This is a genomic window from Ruminococcus sp. RTP21358st1_G6_RTP21358_211008, assembly GCF_040908885.1.
Classification (GTDB): domain Bacteria; phylum Bacillota; class Clostridia; order Lachnospirales; family Lachnospiraceae; genus Blautia_A; species Blautia_A faecis.
The window spans coordinates 16788-36550 of sequence record NZ_JBDGDM010000011.1 but is presented as its reverse complement, the minus strand read 5'-3'; the positions used below and the strand labels follow the sequence as shown (position 1 = coordinate 36550).

General features: G+C 44.4%; 18 protein-coding genes. 2 read left to right on the top strand and 16 right to left on the bottom strand.

Annotated elements, in window-relative coordinates; genetic code table 11:
• Positions 1–40 precede the first annotated feature (40 nt).
• The 8 genes from acsB (AB5Z12_RS06065) to AB5Z12_RS06030 form a co-directional block, all read right to left on the bottom strand.
• Entirely contained in the window at positions 41–2167 is a 2127-nt protein-coding gene (gene acsB, locus AB5Z12_RS06065; protein WP_173715526.1) for an acetyl-CoA decarbonylase/synthase complex subunit alpha/beta, read from the bottom strand.
• Between the two features lie 256 nt (positions 2168–2423).
• A complete protein-coding gene (gene acsB, locus AB5Z12_RS06060; RefSeq protein ID WP_118578440.1) occupies positions 2424–4553 on the bottom strand; it encodes an acetyl-CoA decarbonylase/synthase complex subunit alpha/beta in 2130 nt (709 codons plus the stop codon).
• Positions 4554–4571: 18 nt separating this feature from the next.
• Positions 4572–5345, bottom strand: coding sequence for an AAA family ATPase (locus tag AB5Z12_RS06055; protein ID WP_118578441.1), 774 nt, complete (start codon positions 5343–5345; stop codon positions 4572–4574).
• Between the two features lie 24 nt (positions 5346–5369).
• Positions 5370–7262, bottom strand: a complete 1893-nt coding sequence (gene cooS, locus AB5Z12_RS06050; protein WP_148462601.1) for an anaerobic carbon-monoxide dehydrogenase catalytic subunit — start codon at positions 7260–7262, stop codon at positions 5370–5372.
• A 186-nt stretch (positions 7263–7448) separates the two neighbouring features.
• The gene (locus tag AB5Z12_RS06045; protein ID WP_118578442.1) at positions 7449–8219 is read right to left on the bottom strand and encodes an AAA family ATPase; all 771 of its coding nucleotides are present in this window, start codon (positions 8217–8219) and stop codon (positions 7449–7451) included.
• A 42-nt stretch (positions 8220–8261) separates the two neighbouring features.
• Positions 8262–9194: a methylenetetrahydrofolate reductase gene (locus AB5Z12_RS06040; protein ID WP_118578443.1), complete on the bottom strand. Its 933-nt coding sequence runs from the start codon at positions 9192–9194 to the stop codon at positions 8262–8264.
• Positions 9195–9384: 190 nt separating this feature from the next.
• Positions 9385–9567 (bottom strand): CooT family nickel-binding protein, encoded by a 183-nt coding sequence (locus AB5Z12_RS06035; protein ID WP_118578444.1) that lies wholly within the window; start codon positions 9565–9567, stop codon positions 9385–9387.
• Between the two features lie 12 nt (positions 9568–9579).
• Positions 9580–9975 (bottom strand): cobalt transporter, encoded by a 396-nt coding sequence (locus tag AB5Z12_RS06030; RefSeq protein ID WP_148462603.1) that lies wholly within the window; start codon positions 9973–9975, stop codon positions 9580–9582.
• A gap of 504 nt (positions 9976–10479) precedes the next feature.
• Between AB5Z12_RS06030 and AB5Z12_RS06025 the strand changes: the two genes are divergently transcribed.
• Positions 10480–11304 (top strand): aldo/keto reductase, encoded by an 825-nt coding sequence (locus AB5Z12_RS06025; protein WP_118578446.1) that lies wholly within the window; start codon positions 10480–10482, stop codon positions 11302–11304.
• Between the two features lie 155 nt (positions 11305–11459).
• On the opposite strand, the gene AB5Z12_RS06020 is transcribed toward AB5Z12_RS06025, so the two are convergent.
• From AB5Z12_RS06020 to AB5Z12_RS06005, 4 genes are read right to left on the bottom strand one after another with little or no spacing between them, the layout of a single operon-like run.
• Positions 11460–12464: an NAD(P)H-dependent glycerol-3-phosphate dehydrogenase gene (locus tag AB5Z12_RS06020; RefSeq protein WP_148462604.1), complete on the bottom strand. Its 1005-nt coding sequence runs from the start codon at positions 12462–12464 to the stop codon at positions 11460–11462.
• Between the two features lie 14 nt (positions 12465–12478).
• Positions 12479–13126 (bottom strand): glycerol-3-phosphate 1-O-acyltransferase PlsY, encoded by a 648-nt coding sequence (gene plsY, locus AB5Z12_RS06015; protein ID WP_118578447.1) that lies wholly within the window; start codon positions 13124–13126, stop codon positions 12479–12481.
• A 2-nt stretch (positions 13127–13128) separates the two neighbouring features.
• Positions 13129–14454 carry a ribosome biogenesis GTPase Der gene (gene der / locus AB5Z12_RS06010; RefSeq protein ID WP_173735424.1) on the bottom strand — a complete coding sequence of 442 codons (1326 nt, stop codon included), beginning with the start codon at positions 14452–14454 and terminating at the stop codon, positions 13129–13131.
• Entirely contained in the window at positions 14417–15802 is a 1386-nt protein-coding gene (locus AB5Z12_RS06005) for a DUF512 domain-containing protein (RefSeq protein WP_330382734.1), read from the bottom strand. Before AB5Z12_RS06005 ends, der begins: the two co-directional genes overlap by 38 nt.
• Positions 15803–16174: 372 nt before the next feature.
• Between AB5Z12_RS06005 and AB5Z12_RS06000 the strand changes: the two genes are divergently transcribed.
• Entirely contained in the window at positions 16175–17344 is a 1170-nt protein-coding gene (locus AB5Z12_RS06000) for a ribose-phosphate pyrophosphokinase (RefSeq protein ID WP_173719481.1), read from the top strand.
• 117 nt (positions 17345–17461) lie between these two features.
• On the opposite strand, the gene pgeF is transcribed toward AB5Z12_RS06000, so the two are convergent.
• Genes pgeF through AB5Z12_RS05980 form a run of 4 tightly spaced genes read right to left on the bottom strand, consistent with a single transcriptional unit; the run spans position 17462 to position 19763 of the window.
• Positions 17462–18319 (bottom strand): peptidoglycan editing factor PgeF, encoded by an 858-nt coding sequence (gene pgeF / locus AB5Z12_RS05995; protein ID WP_173719480.1) that lies wholly within the window; start codon positions 18317–18319, stop codon positions 17462–17464.
• 52 nt (positions 18320–18371) lie between these two features.
• Positions 18372–18533, bottom strand: coding sequence for a DUF6783 domain-containing protein (locus AB5Z12_RS05990; protein WP_306467810.1), 162 nt, complete (start codon positions 18531–18533; stop codon positions 18372–18374).
• Positions 18534–18545: 12 nt separating this feature from the next.
• Positions 18546–18953, bottom strand: a complete 408-nt coding sequence (locus AB5Z12_RS05985) for a YraN family protein (RefSeq protein ID WP_272111281.1) — start codon at positions 18951–18953, stop codon at positions 18546–18548.
• 51 nt (positions 18954–19004) lie between these two features.
• Positions 19005–19763, bottom strand: coding sequence for a ribonuclease HII (locus AB5Z12_RS05980; RefSeq protein WP_173719479.1), 759 nt, complete (start codon positions 19761–19763; stop codon positions 19005–19007).

Below are 19763 nucleotides of genomic sequence, written 5' to 3'. Positions count from 1 at the left end.
CCTCCTTAAAAATTTGTAAAAATTATACAGAACCATTATACTACATCATCGGATCCATTGACAATGCAGGATGGTTATGTTCTGTTAAAAATGCAACAAGAACTTCCGGATCTGTGGCAACGGTCTCATCACCGATCATATCAGTGAAGTTGTCAATGCCATAGAGTTCTTTTGCAGTCTTATTGAGTCGCTCCGCCACGGTCTCTTTTAATTCCTTTGGCATCCATACGATACGCTCAATTCCGCCCTCTGCCTTCATGAATTTCTTGGATGAAATAAAGTGTTTTCCATGTCCCATAAAGCCTGGTGTCTGAACACCGCCGCCGGTCATGGAAGCCATCTCGGAGAACGTCATTCCAAGAGGTGTCATGCCTGCATACTCACGGTTTGCGATAACCACACCATTAGAAAATGGCTCAATACCGCAAATACACTCGAAGCATCCGCAGGAGGTCATAGGATCCTGCATGATGGAGTACAGAGTAACATGCTCCAGAGCACCCTGGGAATATTTCTTTACTGCTTCATCAACATCCTCGTAAGAGCCCAGATTTACATCGATCGGGCGCTCCTTGGTGATGATCTGACATGGGCCGTTTGGATCCAGTTCATTGGTTGCTTTTGCATCCAGCCATGAAACGGCTCCACAAAGTCCAAGTCTCTCCGGTGTTACTACGCAGACATGTGACGGAGAAAATGCCTGACACAGGATACAGCTGTAATAAACATCTACAGATTCATCAGTCAATGTCTCCAGACGTGCATCACGTTTGTCAAAAGTAGGGATTGCTACTTCATGACGCATTCTGGTACACTCATCCGGATCTGTATAGACAGTTACCTGACAGTTATCTACAACAGCCTCGAACTCATTCTTTACCTGAGTGTAAAGAACTTCACCAAAGTGTTTTGCTCTGAAACCTGCTGCAAAAGCATCATTGCTGATACGGATACGGAACATATCCCTCTGTCCTGTGTGATATACACCTTCAATGCAGTTTATATAATTGTGGAATTTACGCTCGATAACCGGTTCAAAATCCGGCTGCATCTTCTTACCAGCTACTTCTACCACGTAGGCAAGGCTGTGCTTGCTTCCAGGTTCGAAGCTATCGACTTCCGGACCTACGACAGTAATCTTGTGATCCTCGACCTCGTTCATTTCCTTAGTCTGCACAAGCTCTACGCAGTCCACACGGGAACCGTCAAATTCCACACGCATATCTTTACGACGAATGATCTCACCTTCAAAGGCAGACGCAAATGCTACCGGAATATCCACCTTTGTGATCTTGATCTTGATTCCTCTTGCTTCAAGGGAAACCTTATTAAAGTCAGCAACGTTCGGACACGCGATCAGGGCTCCTGGTACTTCCACAATGTTCTCATCCTCATTGGAGATTACCGGGAAACCAAGCTTGATCGCACCAGCACCGGCTGCAAGAACTACATCATCAACAGGTTTGAAAGCATTTACAAATGCCGGAACCCTGTCTTTGGTGTATGTAAGAAGGCTTGCTGCATCGCCAGGTGTTACATTGCCGAAGATCAGTGCTGCACGAAGTGCAACAGATACAACGTGGATAACAGATGTTACGTCTTTTCCCAAAGGAACAATTCGTAAATTATAGCCCATCTTAAGACCAAGCTCCTGTGCCTGGTCAATGATACCGCCAACTAATGTTACCAGGATACCCTGTGCCTGATAGCTCTTGATCAGGTCAACACCTTCCTGTGCAGTCGGTGCGCTGCCAAGGATAACGGCTACACCAGGGATATCTCCTGTTACAAGCGGTACACCAAGCTCACGGATAATGGAATCTGCAAGATGGCCATAACAAGGCTCCTGATAGGGTTCTGCCCCATCAAGATACTTCAGTGCTTCAATAAATTCCGCACAGAGGGCTGTTGCTACACCTGACATAAGAGCATCATCCAGAGCATGCTCTCTTGTCATAAGAGATTTTACGACGCCAAGGGCTGCCTGCAGTTCTCCAAGTGTTTTGATCTTCACACCGGTTACTGCATAATAGCATGGAAGACAATATGCTGTGTGTGGAAATCCCACTGCCTTATCTGCACCATACTGCTGTACAGCATCGTTTACGGCTTTTTCTGTTAGACCGTATACTGCATCATTACCGCTGAAAATTCTGTTAATTAACAATTTTCTGCATCTCCTTTTCTGTTAATCTTCTATCACAAACCATGTAAGGCTCCGCCTCTATCCATTGGTTTGCTGCTAAATAAATTATCAGATACAGATCATTTCATTCCGCAATCAAAATGATCTGCTTGTTCGCCCTCCGCAGCGAAACTATAAATCAGTATTCCTGCCGGAAATAGTGAATCCCGGAGCCTGTCTAAAGGAGACAGACTCCAGGGAAATTATCTCCATTTTGCAGCAGGAGCTGCTGGATAAATTACATCATCGGGTCAAGTCCAAGTGCCGGATGTCCCTTCTCTGTAAGGAATCCTACCAGAGTCTCAGGATCTGTAGCAACAGTCTCATCACCGATCATATCTGTAAAGTTATCGATTCCGTAAAGTTCTTTTGCAGTAGCATTTAATTTCTCTGCGATGAACTCTTTTAATTCTTTCGGCATCCATACGATACGCTCGATACCGCCCTCAGCCTTCATGAATTTCTTGGAAGCGATGAAGTGTTTACCATGTCCCATGAATCCAGGAGTCTGAACACCACCACCTGTCATGGAAGCCATCTCAGAGAAGGTCATTCCGAGAGGTGTCATACCTGCATACTCACGGTTAGCAATAACTACACCGTTGGAGAATGGCTCGATACCGCAGATACACTCGAAGCATCCGCAGGAAGTCATAGGATCCTGCATGATGGAGTACAGGGTAACGTGCTCCAGAGCACCCTGGGAGAACTTCTGAACCGCTTCATCAACGTCTTCATAAGAACCAAGCTCTTCATTGATCGGACGCTCTTTGGTGATCACCTGGCAAGGTCCGTTCGGATCAAGCTCGTTGGTAGCTTTTGCATCCAGCCATGAAACGGCACCGCAAAGTCCAAGTCTCTCTGGTGTAACAACACAAACGTGAGACGGGGAGAATGCCTGGCAGAGGATACAGCTGTAATATACATCAACAGACTCGTCAGTGAGGTTTGCAAGACGATCATCACGTTTCTCGAATGTCGGAATTGCAACTTCATGACGGATTCTGGTACACTCAGCAGGATCTGTGTAGATCACAACCTCACACTTGTCAACAACTGCGTCAAATTCGTTCTTAACCTGAGTATAAAGAACTTCACCGATATGTTTGATACGGAATCCTGCATCAAATGCTGCATGGCTGATACGGATACGCTGCATATCTCTCTGACCGGTGTGATATACACCCTCAATACAGTTGATGTAGTTGTGGAATTTACGCTCGATAACAGGCTCAAAGTCAGGCTGCATGTTCTTACCGGCAACCTTAACAACGTATGCAATGCTGTTCTTGCTTCCGTCTTCCATCTCGTCAACTTCCGGTCCTACAACTGTGATCTTGTGATCCTCGATCTCAGAAGCGTCACAGGTATGTACAAGCTCAGCACAGTCAACACGGGAACCATCGAACTCAACACGCATGTCTTTACGACGGATGATCTCGCCCTCGAATGCAGATGCGAATGCAACCGGGATATCGATGTTTGTGATCTTGATCTTGATGTCACGAGCCTCAAGGGAAGTAGCGTTGAATTTGCTTACGTCCTCCTGAACGATAAGGCTCTTCGGTACACGGAAGATGTTCTCTGTCTCGTTTGTGATTACCGGGAAGCCAAGTGCGATAGCGCCAGCTCCGCAAGCAACTACAACGTCATCCAGAGGTCCGAATGCGTTAACGAATGCCGGAACACGGTCCATTGTATATTTCATAAGTGTACCTGCATCTCCAGGTGTTACGTTACCGAAGATCAGAGCTGCACGAAGTGCAACAGATACAACGTGGATAACTGCTGTAACGTCTTTTCCAAGAGGAATAACACGTACGTTTGCTCCAGTGTTCATGCCAGCTTCCTTCACCTGGTCAATGATTCCGCCAACCAGTGTTACAAGAATACCCTGTGCCTGATAGCTCTTTACAAGTGCAACACCCTCTTCTACAGATGGAGCTGTTCCAAGGATAACGGCTACACCAGGGATATCGCCTGTTACAAGCGGTACACCAAGCTCACGGATCACAGCATCTGCAAGGTGGCCATAGCATGGCTCCTCATATGGTGTTGCTCCGTCGATATATTTCAGAACTTCGATGAACTCTGCGCAAAGTGCGGTAGCAATACCGGACATGAATGCGTCGTTCAGTCTTTTCTCTCTTGTCATAAGAGTTTTTACAACGCCAAGAGCCTCTTTTAACTCTTTTAAGGTTGTAACCTTGGTTCCTGTTACTGAATAGTAACAAGGAAGGCTGTAAGCGGTATCAGGGAAGCTTACTGCTTTGTCTTCGCCATGCTGTGCGATGGCTGCATCAATAGCGCCCTCTGTTAATCCATAAACAGCGTCGTTTCCGCTGAATACTCTATCAAATAAAGTCACTGTAGTACCTCCTATTATTTACAGACTTGATTCGTTGTCTATCTTTTCTTTAATCTTTCTGATCTCAGATGTTACTGTCTCACTGAAATCATAGGGTGATTTACCCTGGCGGTCTGCGTCCATAACTTCTACATTGTAATGGATCATTCCAAGAAGATCTTCTGCCGGAATCTTGTTGCGGATAAATTCTTCATCCTCTTCGTTCCGTACTTTGTTGGCCACTACCTTAACCTGAGTAATGCCAAGATCCTTTGCAAGACGTTTTACGTTTTTGTAGGTCTGTACACTTCTTGCACCTGGTTCGATCACCACAATAAATTCGTCCATGCTCTCCGTGGTTCCCCGGCCCAGATGCTCCAGACCGGCTTCCATATCCATAATTACCACATCATCCCTGTGCACTACAAGGTTGCTGATGATTCTTTTTAACATGACATGTTCAGGACAGACACATCCGCCTCCGCCTGTTTCCACGGTTCCAAGGACAAGCAGCTTTACACCATTACAAACCTTTCCGTAGGTGTCCGGAATGTCGTCTACCTTCGGATTCAGTGTATAAAACTGATTCTGGCTGTTGGCTCCGGTACGCTCCTCTACCAGCTTACGCATCTTGGAAATGGGAACGATGGAATCTAAAGTCTCCTCATCAAATCCAAGAGCCAGTCCCAGGTTTGCGTCCGGGTCAACATCAGCTGCAAGGACCTTTTTCCCTTCATCTGCATATAGTCTGGCAAGTGTTGCCGCAAAAGTTGTCTTTCCTACTCCGCCTTTACCGGTTACTGCTATTTTCATAAGTTAATCGCGCCTTTCCTTCGATCAGATTCCGAGAGCGTCACGTTTTTCTTCGATTCTCGCAATCATAAGATCGCCTAATTTATCAATATCTTTCTCAACTGTATATGCTGCCTCTACCCAGTCACGTACCCCTTCTGTAAGGAGGCTTGCAACCTCTGTAGAACCGGAAACATATGGGTCTACACCAAGATATGTATCAAGACCAGTTGCTACTACATAGTTTCCAATGGAAACTGCCTTCTCAGACATCCACTCAGGAGCACATCCTACTACTGGAAGCTGGGAAATGTTCAGTCCGGAATCCTTGGCAAGCTCAGAAGCAAGGATCAGCATACGGCTGATATCAACACAGGATCCCATATGTAATACTGGCGGGATATCTGCAAGCTCGCAAACACGTTTCAGACCAGCACCGCAAAGGTCTTTTGCAGCTTTGTCCATAAGTCCTGCACGAGCAGCTGCCTGAGCGGAACATCCGGAAGCGATGATCACGATATCGTTTGCGATCAGTTTCTTCATAAGTTCGATGTGAGCTGTGTCAGGTCTGACCTTCGGGTTGTTACATCCAACCATAGCAACAGCACCACGGATAACACCAGATGTAATACACTCAAGAAGAGGTTTGGTGGTACCAGTCTCGTCTACCTGAGAGTTTGTTACGCCGTCAAGTGTCTTAACGATTGCTTCTACAGAGTAACCAACAGTAGCTTTATGTTTCAGATCCGGGATATGTACAAGCTCTGGTTTTCTGTTCTTGAAGTTCTCACATGCAAGTTTTACGATCTGTTTTGCTTTCTCTCCTGCTGTACCTGCATCAAATTCAATGAAATCGGAATCTGGCATCTGGCAGATTGGAGAAGTTGTGATGAATTTTGTATGGAAGCATTTGGAAAGAGGTCCAAGTGCCGGGAAAATACACTGAACGTCAACTACGATTGCCTCACAGGCACCTGTCAGTACAACGTTCTCCTGCTGTAAGAAGTTACCTGCCATCGGAATACCGCGACGCATTGCAACCTCATTAGATGTACAGCATACACCGGAAACAGTGATTCCCTTAGCACCCATGGATTTCGCATAGTCGATCATCTCTTTGCTGTCTGCATACTCACAGATCATCTCAGAAAGACTCGGGTCATGTCCATGAACAACGATGTTTACATTCTCTGCATTCATAACACCAAGGTTAGCCTCGGTATCGATTGGCTTTGGAGTTCCGAAAAGGACATCAGAGAACTCAGTTCCGCACATGGAACCGCCCCATCCATCGGAAAGACCGTTACGAAGCGCCTGACGGATCAGAGCCTCCGGTTTACTTGTGTTACCCATATGAGTCATATGAAGTGCACAGGAAACCTCACGGTCAATTGCTCTTGGCTCAATTCCAGCTGCATGCCACAGATCCTGTGTATGCTGAGGTGCTCTCTTAAGCCATCTGGAATATCCTCTGATCTTTCCGTATTCTTCCTGAGCAAGATCAGACATTTCATGAGCCAGATCATAGATGTCTTTACCCTCTGTCTCAACGCCCCACTCTTTTGCAATACGGATCAGCTTCTCAGGATCTTTCACCTGATAGTCGCCGCCCTCTTTTGCATGTCCAAGTGTGATACAGATCTCACGTCCGTGATCAGAGTGTGTAGCTGCGCCGCCTGCTGTGAAACGAAGGAAGTTTCTTCCTACGATACCATGTACATCGCATCCGCAGATACCTCTCGGTGCCTTAGGTGTAATACGGCACGGACCCATTGAACAGATTCGGCAACATACGCCCTGCTCACCGAATTTACAGTGTGGAGTCTGATTCTTAACACGCATCTGCCAGGAATCAGCGCCTACCTTTGCACCAGTCTCAAGAAGACGGGCTGTGGCAGCTTCGAATTCTTCCACTGTAGTTAATTTGAATTCACTCATTATTGACCTCCTCTAAGTATGTGTTACTTTTGATAAATTTATTTATATTCCGTTTTCCGGAACCCATCCCCTCCCATGGGATAAATACCTGACAAAAATTCCGCAGCAGCGTTCTTGCCTGCTGCGAATTATAATGCCATTTCTATCCTCTTATCACATAAACATGTGGGGTAAGGGGGACTTCCCTTATAAAACAAGCTTATCTACGATCTCACGAAGAGCCATCTTTACCGGATTATCTTCCGGAAGCCCTGCAGTCGGTTTACCCTCGCAGTCATACTCGTAAACAGTCTCATCCTGCGGCACTACGCCAAGAAGATGAAGACCCTGCTTCTCAATCTCTTCTTTGATTCCGTCATTCAGCTTTCCGCCAGGAGCACGGTTAATGATAAGGCCTACTGTATCCGGGTGCATATCACATTCTTTAATAAGCTCTGCAATACGACCTACAGCCTGTACACCTCTTCTGGAACAGTCACTGACCAGAATCGCTGTCTGCATGGACGGAAGTACTCCCCTGCTGATGTGCTCCATACCAGCTTCGTTATCAACTACGATATAAGGATAATTATTCTGGTATTTGGCAAGCTGGGTCTGAAGAAGTCCATTTACAAAACAGTAGCAGCCTTTTCCCTGGGTTCTGCCCATAACCAGAAGATCAAAATCATCATCTTCTACCAGAGCATCCTCAAAACGTCTTTCAGCGTAATCCGCCTTGGACATTCCCGCCGGGATCGGATTCTCGCTTGCAAGCTCTGCGCGAGCAATTTCTTCCCTTACATCACCAAGTGTAGTCTCCACTTCTACTCCAAGAACTTCGTTCAGATTTGAGTTTGCGTCAGCATCTACTGCAAGGATCGGTCCTTTGCCTTTCTCGCAGAGATACTGGATCAGCATTCCGCATAATGTGGTTTTACCAACGCCGCCTTTACCTGCGACAGCAATTACATGTGCCATAATACTATCAATTGCCTCCTGAAAAATTTAAGTCAAAATCGATTAGATTAAAGTACAAAGTCCGGATCTGTCAATGATCTCGGATACATCTTTCCATTTATTCAAAGCATACAGATGGATGCCATCTACGCCGAGAGCGCGGTACTCGTCGATCTGTCTGATCGTGTACTCGATTCCCTCTTCTTTGAATCTCTTGATCTTATCATCATAGAACATATCAAACGGCTTGCCATCAGCATCTTTTGCTGCAAATGGATTCGGGAACAGCCAGTTTCTGGAGATGAGTCTGCAAAGCTCACGGTCCATTACACAACCGTTACGGGAAAGTGCCATATTAATTGTAGCGGACATGTCAAGAATTGGCATAACTCCTACGTCTACAGGCATTGTAACACCAGCCTCACGGATTGAATCCAGCCAGTATTTAAACTGCTCCATATCCCAGCAAAGCTGAGTCATGATATAATCGGCACCATTGTCCTGTTTCTGTCTCAGAACTGCAATATCAGCATCAAGGCTGCGGCATGCAATGTGTCCCTCCGGAGATCCTGCAACTGCGATTTCGAATTTGTCACCAAATTCGTCACGGACAAATTTAACAAGATCTGTAGCGTAGTTGAAATCACCGCAGGTTGTTGTTTCACCAAGCGGAATATCTCCACGAAGTGCAAGCATATGATCTACACCCTCTGCAAGGTACTGATCCAGCTGCTCTTTGATTCCCTCTTTTGTGTTCTTGATTACTGTGAAATGGGTAACCGGTGTTGTTCCGGCTTTCTTGATCATCTGGCATACTTCTCTGTTAGCACCAACGTTTCCGCCGCCTGCACCGTATGTACAGGAAATGTACGCAGGTTTGTATTTCATCAGATGATCGATCGTCCCAGGAAGGTTATCCATCCCCTTTTCTGTCTTCGGCGGAAATAGCTCGAAAGACAGAAGCATTCTTTCTCTCATTGCTTCTGACAATTTCATAATTACATACCTCCACGTATTAAGTAATTTTTATTCTAAAGGCATAATGCCTCAAGATCTGATAAGCATCACGGATTACTGAAGCAATCCGCTTTTGTTCTTCTGTATCAGCAGAAAACGTTACTGTACACTTTGTTTGCAAATGCACCTTATGAAACACTTCCACTGAACAGTAATCAGAAAATCCATGTCAGTCACATTTTACTTTAACGATACTGTTCGCAAGGTCTACCATAAGGATGGTTCCCTCTACCACTCTTTCATCACCCATAATATCGCGGAGAACAAGTTTGTTTCCATCTACATTAATACGGCTGACGTTCTTGAAGATTACAGAATCGTCATTTTCTTTATATACAGTTGCTAAACACATAATAATGCCTCCTTATTTCATTTCCTCTTTCACAAGAGTCAGGGCAAGGCCAAGGCGCATGTTGCCTTTCTGGAAATCGGATACGCTTTCCTTAATGGTCTTCGCAGCGGCATCCATTCCCATCTTGGCAAGATTATCCGCCATCTGGTCAAGTTCTGCTGCATGGTGCTCATTGTGCTGAAGCATATAGGTAAGAAGAGCTACTGTCTCATTCCTGCAGTCCCCTCCCTGGCAGCCGCCGCAGTCTGTACTGCAGTTCTGTCCCTCATTATGTGTATGGTCATGACCTTCTGTTCCGTCATGGGTATGCGCATGTGTATGGCTCACTCCGTCTGCATGGGTATGCTGGTGGGTATGCTCATGACCATGCTGGATCAGATTGCCGTTTTCATCTTTGATCAAATGCATAGTAACTACTCCTTTCCGCCTTGAATGCGGCAGACAAATCATAACATTGTTTCTCTTCCAGGCACGAAAAAAACTCACGCCGGCAACGTGAGAAAACATGTAAGAATGGATATAAAGATATTCTATTCCCTTTTAATATAATGAGATTCCGCATACCTCATACCTTCATGCATAACACATTTTCTTTCTTCTACCTAAAAAATCGCAGAGTTATGACATAAATTTATCAAATTTTTCTTTTATTATACAACCTTTCTCATTATTACGCAAGGAGATAATTATAAAATTTCACCAAATTTCAACGCTTTACCACACAAATATATGTTTTAATTTCTGTACAATTTTACCAGTTATTTCTAAAGTTTGTCTAAAGATTAACGAATGCGTATTTAAGCAAAAAACAGGTGAATGTTTTGTAATTATATGCTATAATGAATGAAATTTATTGGTTGCTGATTACTTCATGAGCAGCAGCATTTATTGTTTAATGAGGAGGAATTAGCTTTGAGAGAAACCGTATTCCTGAATACCGACAGAGAAATGCCCCTTTTAGGGCTTGGTGTATATAAAACAGCAGATAACGAAGCAGAGACAGCCATTACAGCTGCAGTGAACGCGGGCTACCGTCTTATTGACACTGCTTCCGCTTACAAAAACGAAGAAAGTGTAGGCAAGGCAATTGCCAAATGTGGTGTCCCACGCAAAGAACTTTTTATCACCAGCAAGATCTGGAACAATGCGCAGCGCCTTGGAGATGTAGATGGTGCTTTTTACAGAAGCATGGAGCGGTTGAAGCTGGATTATCTGGATCTTTATCTGATTCACTGGCCGGTGCCTGGCTGCTATACCGGAACCTGGCTGGAGATGGCCAAACTTCTTGAAACCGGCCGTGTACTTTCCATCGGCGTCAGCAATTTCCAGATTCATCATCTGGAAGAGCTTAAGAAAATTTCCGGTATTGTACCTGCTGTCAACCAGATCGAATGTCATCCGCTTTGCTATCCGAAAGAACTGATTGAATATTGCCAGTCGGAAGGAATTCAGGTTCAGGCTTATGCACCGCTTGCCAGAGGTGCTTACCTTGACAATGATGTAATGTGTGTTCTCGGAACCAAGTATGCACATACTCCTGCTCAGGTCGGTCTTCGCTGGGCAATCCAAAAGGGTATTTCTGTAATTCCGAAATCCGTCAATCCAGACCGCATTGCTTCCAACGCCAATATTTTTGATTTCAACATTGAGGATGAAGATATGGCGATCATGGATACTTTAAATGAAGATCTCCATACATCCCATGTGCCGGATGATCTGAAGGATGTTATTTTTTAATCTTTTCACTCTTTGTAAATTATTAACTGCCAGAACATTGAGCATACTCTTTCGTTTTTTTGCTCACTGCTCTGGCAGTTTTTTGCGGTTCTATTCTTTCAGTTATATTTTCTGTATTTTATATTTTGCAACAGCTTATTTGCTGAATATAGCATTCACAGTTCCCAGGAAATTTCTCCCTGTTTCTCTCTCTGCATCAGGTCTTTCACAGCTTCAGATGCAGGCTTGTTTTCAAACAGAAGCTTATTTACTTCCATAATGATCGGCATTTCCACATTATATTTCTCAGCCAGCGCTTTGGCTGCCTTTGCGGAATAAACGCCCTCCACAACCATCTGCACTTCATCCATAGCCTGCTTCATGGTGTAACCCTGTCCCATCAGATAGCCGGCGCGTCTGTTTCGGCTGTGCACACTGGCACAGGTAACAATCAGATCACCAATTCCGGAAAGGCCGGCAAAAGTCTCCAATTTAGCGCCCATCTTGACACCAAGCCGCGCCATCTCTGCTATTCCTCTTGTGATCAAAGCAGCCTTTGTATTATCTCCATACCCTAAGCCATCAGCAGTCCCTGCTGCCAGGGCGATTACATTCTTAAGGGCACCGCCAAGCTCTACCCCCAGCATATCCGGTGTCGTATACACCCGGAAAACAGGGCTCATAAAAAGGCCCTGGAGATATTCAGCGGTCTCTTTTTTGCGGGCACTGACTACACACGTAGTAGGGAGTCCGCGGCTTACTTCTTCCGCATGGCTTGGTCCTGAAAGCACACAAACATCTGCCTGAGGAATCTCTTCTTTAATAATATCACACACAGGCATAAGCGTATTTTCTTCTACACCTTTCGCCACATTTACAATAATCTGTCCCCGTCGAATCAATGGGGAAAGTCGTTTGCTGATAGCACGCATATAAGCAGATGGTGAGGCAAATACAACTATATCTGGTGAATCCAAAGCTGTCTTTTCATCACCGGTTATCACAATTCCATCCGGAATTTTAATTCCGGGAAGCTTTTTCGGATCCTCCCGGGTCTGATTCAGACTGGCTGCCTTTTCCGGATGTGCAGACCACAACATAACCTGATGACCATTGTTGTGAAGCAGTATTGCAAGTGCTGTTCCCCAGCTTCCGGTTCCCATTACGCTGATTTTTGCCATTTTATCACCTCATCTTATTTGGCTGCAGTTTTCGCTGCACCAAGCTTATTCTCAGTTCCATTTAAAAGGCGGTAAATATTCGCCCTGTGTCTGTAAATTGCAAGTGCTGTCATAAGTCCCATGATCACATCCATCTCAAATGTATGAGGGAAATCCATGCCATAACTTCCCGCAGCGCCAAACCCAATGAAACAAATCAGCGCACCTACATATGCTGCCATTGACCCCAATGACACATAGCGGGTAATAGCTACCAGCCCAATAAAGATCACCGCGCAGATCAGAAATACTCTCCAGTCCATTGCCAGCAGCATTCCCGCAGAAGCTGCAATTCCCTTGCCGCCCCTGAATCCAAGATAAAACGGAAAATTATGTCCAAGCACGCAGCCTGCTGCCGTGTACATGCCAAGCAATGGAAGAATTTCCTGATACCGATTCTTAAATACTGCATCCACGATCAGAATGGCAATCACACATTTAAGCATATCGCCAATAAGAGTCATTGCCCCCGCTTTTTTTCCAAGAGTACGAAGGGCATTGGTAGTTCCTGCATTGCCGCTTCCATATTGACGGATATCCATGTGATGGATTTTTCCGATAATGTATGACGTCTGAAACATTCCAAACAAATATCCAATAGCCAGACAAATAATACGTTCCATCTTTATTCCTTCTCTCCGCGCTCTCTTACAATAAGTTTCAGCGGTGTGCCCCCAAAGTCAAAGGCATCCCGGATTTTATTTTCCAGATATCTGGTATAGGAAAAATGCATAAGTTCTTTGTCATTGACAAAGATTACGAATGTAGGCGGTTTTACCGCAACCTGTGTCATGTAGAAAATTTTCAGACGGCGGCCCCTGTCAGACGGCGGCTGCTGCATGGCAACTGCTTCTGCAAGGATCTCATTAAGCACACCAGTCTGGATACGCATAGTTTGATTCTCAATTACCGCATCCAGTGTCTCAAACATTCTGGAAATCCGAAGTCCTGTTCGGGCAGAAATAAACACGATTTCTGCATAAGGCATAAAGGAAAGGACCTCCCGAATACGGTTAGTATGTTTGTAAATGGTCTTGTCATTTTTCTCAATAGCATCCCATTTATTCACTGCAATGATCACGCCCTTGCCTTTCTCATGGGCAATTCCGGCAATTTTTGCATCCTGCTCTGTAACGCCTTCTGATGCATCGATCATTACAACTACAACATCTGCACGTTCTACAGCTGTTACAGTACGGATCACACTGAAGCGCTCAATTTCTTCTTTTACTTTTGCTTTACGGCGGAGTCCGGCTGTATCGATAAAAATATAATCTTTTTCGTTCCAGGTAACCTTCGTATCAACTGCATCACGAGTGGTTCCAGCAATATCTGAAACGATTACACGGTCTTCCCCCAGCAGCTTATTGATCAGAGAGGACTTACCAACATTAGGTTTACCTACAATAGCAATCTTCGGAATATCAGAATCCTCATCCTCTCCCGTATCCTCCGGGAAATGTTTTACGACCTCATCAAGCATATCTCCAAGTCCCTGACGGTTAGCTGCAGAAATGGCAAATGGCTCGCCGATTCCCAGATTATAAAATTCATAAACATCCATCATATATTTCTGAATGCTGTCCACCTTATTCACTGCAAGTACCACTGGTTTGCCGCTGCGGCGAAGCATATCTGCAACTTTCGCATCAGAATCCACAAGTCCCTGATGTACATCTGTAATAAAGATAATGACATCCGCAGTATCAATAGCGATCTGAGCCTGCTCCCTCATCTGAGAAAGAATCACATCGCCGCTATCCGGTTCAATACCACCTGTGTCAATAATAGTAAAATCATTATCCAGCCATGATACATCTGCATAAATTCTGTCTCTGGTTACACCTGGCGTATCTTTAACAATGGAAATCTTATCCCCTGCCAGTACATTAAACAATGTGGATTTTCCTACATTAGGCCTGCCCACAATTGCTACTACCGGTTTGCTCATACATTTGTCTCCTTTTCTGTTTCTTATGTTCAATCGGATCAAGGACTGCAGACACAAGGTCTGAACCACCTTCATCCACAATTACAATTTCTACATTCAGTTTCCTGGAAAGCTCTTCCACAGAAATATCATCCAGAAAAACATCTTCTTCATTTTTCAGCATGTTGCAGGGAAGCAAAAGCTTCTCTCCAAGGTCTCTGCCGCTTAATTGTCTGATCAGATCCTGTCCCGTGATCAAACCAGACACCGTAATCGTTTCTCCGAAAAATTCGTTTCTTATGGAGATCACATCCACTTCTACATTTGGAAATTTCTCATGGATCATCTCCATATATTTCTTAATAAATGGTGCCGCCAAAGCACCTGTAGCACTGACAGCCTTTATCCTTCGGTCATCTCCTGTCCTGCCTGCAACAGCTTCTTTCACTTCTTCGCCAAGGAGCCGAAGCATTCCCACACCGTTTTCCAGCTGAAGATAGCCATCATAGGACTCTTCCAGGGGCAGATCCTTCCCTGCCAGAATGTACCATTCATCTGAAGCATGGATAAAATGAATGCCATACTGGTCCATCATTTTCTTCTGCCAGGAATGAATAATATCCAGAACTTCTAATGCATCTTCCTTCTGAAACTGTTCCATCGGATACAGCCCCTCACGAAACTTAGTCAGACCAACCGGAACTACTGAAACGCTCTGAAGTACTGGTGCATAGGCAGACATCTTGCGAATACTGTCATCCAGTTCCTTACCGTCATTAACTCCTTTGCACAAAACAATCTGCCCATTCATAGTGATTCCTGCATCATACAGTTTCTGAAGCTTCTTCAATGCATCCCCGGCGAAGCGGTTATGGAGCATTTTACATCTCAGTTCCGGATTCATGGTCTGGATGGAAATATTAATGGGCTCCAGATGGTACCGGATGATCCGGTCTATATCATGATCACTCATATTGGTCAGGGTCACATAATTTCCCTGTATGAAGGACAATCTGGAATCATCATCTTTAAAATAAAGAGTATCTCTCATTCCAGGCGGCATCTGGTCAATAAAACAGAAAATGCAGTGATTGGAACAGGAACGATAATCATCCATCAGATCCTTCTCAAAGGTAATCCCAAGGTCTTCTTCATATTCCTTCTCCACCTCCAGCTCCCAGATCTCTCCGTTTGCCTTTTCCACTTCCAGAACAACGAATTCTTCATTCATCAGATATCGGTAGTCAAATATATCTTCCACAGGCTGACCGTTTACAGTGAGCAGTATATCTCCCGGCACAAGCTCCAGTTCCTGTGCGATACTTCCATCCTGCACAATTGCAATCACGTGTTTATTTTGTTTCTTCACATTTATCTCCATTATAAGTCAAATGCGATCTGTCGCGTCAGCTCTGTTCCAGAATCTGTTTGAAAAATCATTTTTCAAATACATTTTAAGATTCAGAGACCCGAATACAACATCACAGATCGTCCATCTCTGGCTCAGCATAATAAAGCCATTATTTTTAATATAACAAGTTTTCCCGAAAAACACAACAAAAAATTTCATTTCATTCTCACGTCCGGGTAATTTTTCAAGTAAAAATCAATAAATTCCTTGACGACATTTAGGGCAAATGTTATAAATATAAAGAAGAGATCTGTAAAGGTAAAGGACACGTGTCCCCATTTTTTGCAGATAATCGAATCGATAATTAGCATACTACTTAGGAGGAATATCATGCCGAACATAGAATTGCTTGAGAAATCTATGCCTGTCGCACCTATTCGTATCGCAGCGCTGGAGGGCTGCCGCGAACTTGCAGAGGAGGTAGACAGAAACCTGGTAAAATTCCGTAAGGAACTTGTAGAAAAGAAAGGCCTTGACAATATCCCACAGGGATACAGCGAAGACTCTTTTATCGTGGAGTGCGAATGTCCGCGTTTCGGTACCGGTGAAGGTAAGGGAATCATTAAGGAATCTGTCCGAGGAACTGATCTTTACATTATGGTAGATGTTACCAACTACAGTTCCACATACACTGTCTGCGGTCACGAGAATCACATGTCTCCGGATAACCATTTTCAGGATCTGAAGAGAATTATTTCCGCAGCTACAGGTAAGGCACATCGTATCAATGTAATCATGCCATTCCTTTATGAAGGCCGTCAGCACAGACGTAAGAAGAGAGAATCTCTTGACTGCGCACTGGCACTTCGTGAATTAAGTGATATGGGCGTAGCCAATATCATCACTTTTGATGCTCATGATCCGCGTGTGCAGAACTCCATTCCGTTAAATGGTTTTGACAACTTTTTCCCAACCTATCAGTTCCTGAAAGCGCTGATAAAGAACGTTGACAATTTCCAGGTTGACAATGATCATCTCATGATCATCAGTCCGGATGAGGGTGCTATGTCCAGAGCCGTATATTTTTCCAATATTCTGGGCGTTGATATGGGCATGTTCTATAAGAGACGTGATTATTCCACAGTGGTAAATGGCAAGAACCCCATCGTAGCTCATGAGTTCCTTGGCGACTCTGTAGAAGGCAAAGACGTTGTTATCATCGACGACATGATTTCTTCTGGAGAAAGTATGCTTGACGTTGCCAAACAGATCAAAGAACGTCACGCCAACCGTGTATTCATCTGCACTACTTACGGTCTGTTTACAGAAGGTATGGATAAATTTGACGCTTACTATGAGAAAGGCTGGATTGACAAGGTTATCACAACCAACCTGAATTACCGTATTCCGGAGCTTCTTACCAGACCTTACTATGTGGAAGCAAATATGAGCAAATATCTTGCAAGTATTATGGATATCATCAACCATGATGTTTCTGTTGAGAAGGTTCGTTCCAGCAATGAGAAGATCATGGATCTGATGAAGCGTGTAAATCAGTAATAGACAATAAATAAACAAACAAAGCCCTGTTCCACATTATCTCGTTTGTGGCACAGGGCTTCTTTATATTTACATATTTGCATGGATCGTAAACCGCATCTATACGTGTCTGGCACATTATTTTTCCCGAAGAATGCCCAGAAAAGCTGCCAGATTTCCTCTCCTGCCATGGGATGCCCTGTGGGAAAAGAGGAATTCCGGATTGCAGCAGGTGCAAATTCCAGGCACGGAAATATGATCTTCTTTTATTCCTGCCTCCAGAAAAATAATGTGGTTTGCTTCCCAAAGATTCAGCTGGTACTTACCATTCTTCTTTTTATAAAAAAGCCTTTCCCAGTACTTCTCTTCAAAAGCTTTCTGAAATTCCAGAATCACATCTTCGCTTACTTCATAGCAATCCTGACAGATAGAGGGACCAATTGCCGTAAAAATTTCCTCCGGATCTGAGCCAAACTGCTCTGCCATTTTCTCTATAGTCACCTTACCGATTTTCCCAACTGTCCCGCGCCATCCGGAATGAGACAAGCCCACGGCTTTGTGAACCGGATCTACGAAATACAGCGGCACACAATCTGCATAAAAGGTGCATAAAACAACACCTGGAACATTGGTGATCATTCCATCCACATCTTTATATGTTCTTGGACGCGTTACACCTTTCCCCCTGTCTTCTGCCCCCACCAGCTGCACGTTTGTAGTGTGTGTCTGATCAGATGTGACAATATCTTCCAAAGAAAAGCCTACCGCTGCACTAAGTCTGCGATAATTGTCTTTTACCGCGTTTTCTTCATCACCTCTTGTAAAGCTAAGATTCATAGATGAAAAAATTCCCTGGCTTACACCGCCAAGTCTTGTACTGAAACAATGCACAATATCCGGGAACTGTTCAAAAGAGGGATAAGTAAGATAGGTGACTCCATTATTTTCTTTTACTTGCATATGAAGTTTATTTTCGTTATGCCATTTAATCTTCATCTGATTCTCCTCTTCTTCTGATCTCACAGTTCTTCTCGAACCTGTTAAGAATTCATTCTCTAGAGCGTGTTTGAAAAAGGCTTTCTGCAAGATGTGCGTCACAATTTGTGGGAGATTTTGTCCGGATAAGGGCGCCGCAGCGAGCTACGTCAACAGAATTCTGGCATAGTATACCGCAAAGTGGGGCATACAGATTGCAGGAATATTTTTTCAAACAGGCTCTGGCTCACTGACAGAAATCAAAGGCATTTTTTATCCAGCAGATCTTATCGCCGTTGATTCCCACCACATCAAACCTGCATCTCACATCCATGCTTCTGTAATGGTTCTTCAAATATTCCACTGCCACCTTGGAAATCACCAGCTGCTTTCTGCCGTCCACTGCTGCCAGTGGACTTCCGGAGCGTTCCGTACTTCTGTACTTAACCTCCACAAAAATCAACCATCCATCAGCAGTCATTCCGATCAGGTCGATTTCCCCCAGCCAGTTCCTGTAATTTCGCTCCAGAATCATCACGCCCTGGGAAACCAGATAATCTGCAGCGATTTCTTCATAAAAAGCACCTACTTTTCGCTTGTTTTTCTGCATAAAAACTCCCATATATACTTCTGTGTAGGTATCTTTTGTATTCATAACTGCAAAACATATTCATATCCGGATCATCAGCCATTTCAAATTTTCACATTATCCTATAAAATTCTTTATAAAAGTTGCCCTGTGTATCGGACTTGGGCCATATTTTTTCAAGGCTTCAATATGTGCTGCAGCTCCATACCCCTTATTTGAGGCAAAGCCATATTCTGGCATCACTTTATCGTACTCTACCATCATCCGGTCTCTTGTGACCTTAGCTACAATGCTGGCAGCTGCAATGGAAATACTCTTGGCATCCCCTTTTATAATCGGCACCTGAGGTATGGTCACGTCGGGAATGGTTACTGCATCATTGAGAAGAATCTGCGGCACCGGCTCCAGCTTGCTGACAGCCTCACGCATTGCCTCATAGGTAGCCTGAAGAATATTGATCTCATCAATTCTCCGGGGACTTGCCATTCCGATTCCAACAGCTACCGCATTCTCCATGATCACGTCATACAATTCATCCCTTTTTTTTGCGCTTAACTGTTTGGAATCATTAAGATACAGGATTTTGCAGTCTCTTGGCAAAATAACAGCACCTGCTACAACAGGACCTGCCAGCGGGCCTCTTCCAACTTCATCAATTCCGCACACATAGCCCAGATCTTCGTATTTGCGCTCAAATTCCTTCATCTTTTCTGTGCGCAGAAGTTCTTTCTGGTAAGCCTCTTCTTTCTTATGAAGCTGCTCCAGAAGCTTCCTGACTCCACTTCTTGTATCCTCTTTGTATTTTTCAAAAAGAGCGGCATATTCTCCCGGTTCTGCTGCCTGGATCTCACTCTTTATTTCTCCGATTTTCTGCAT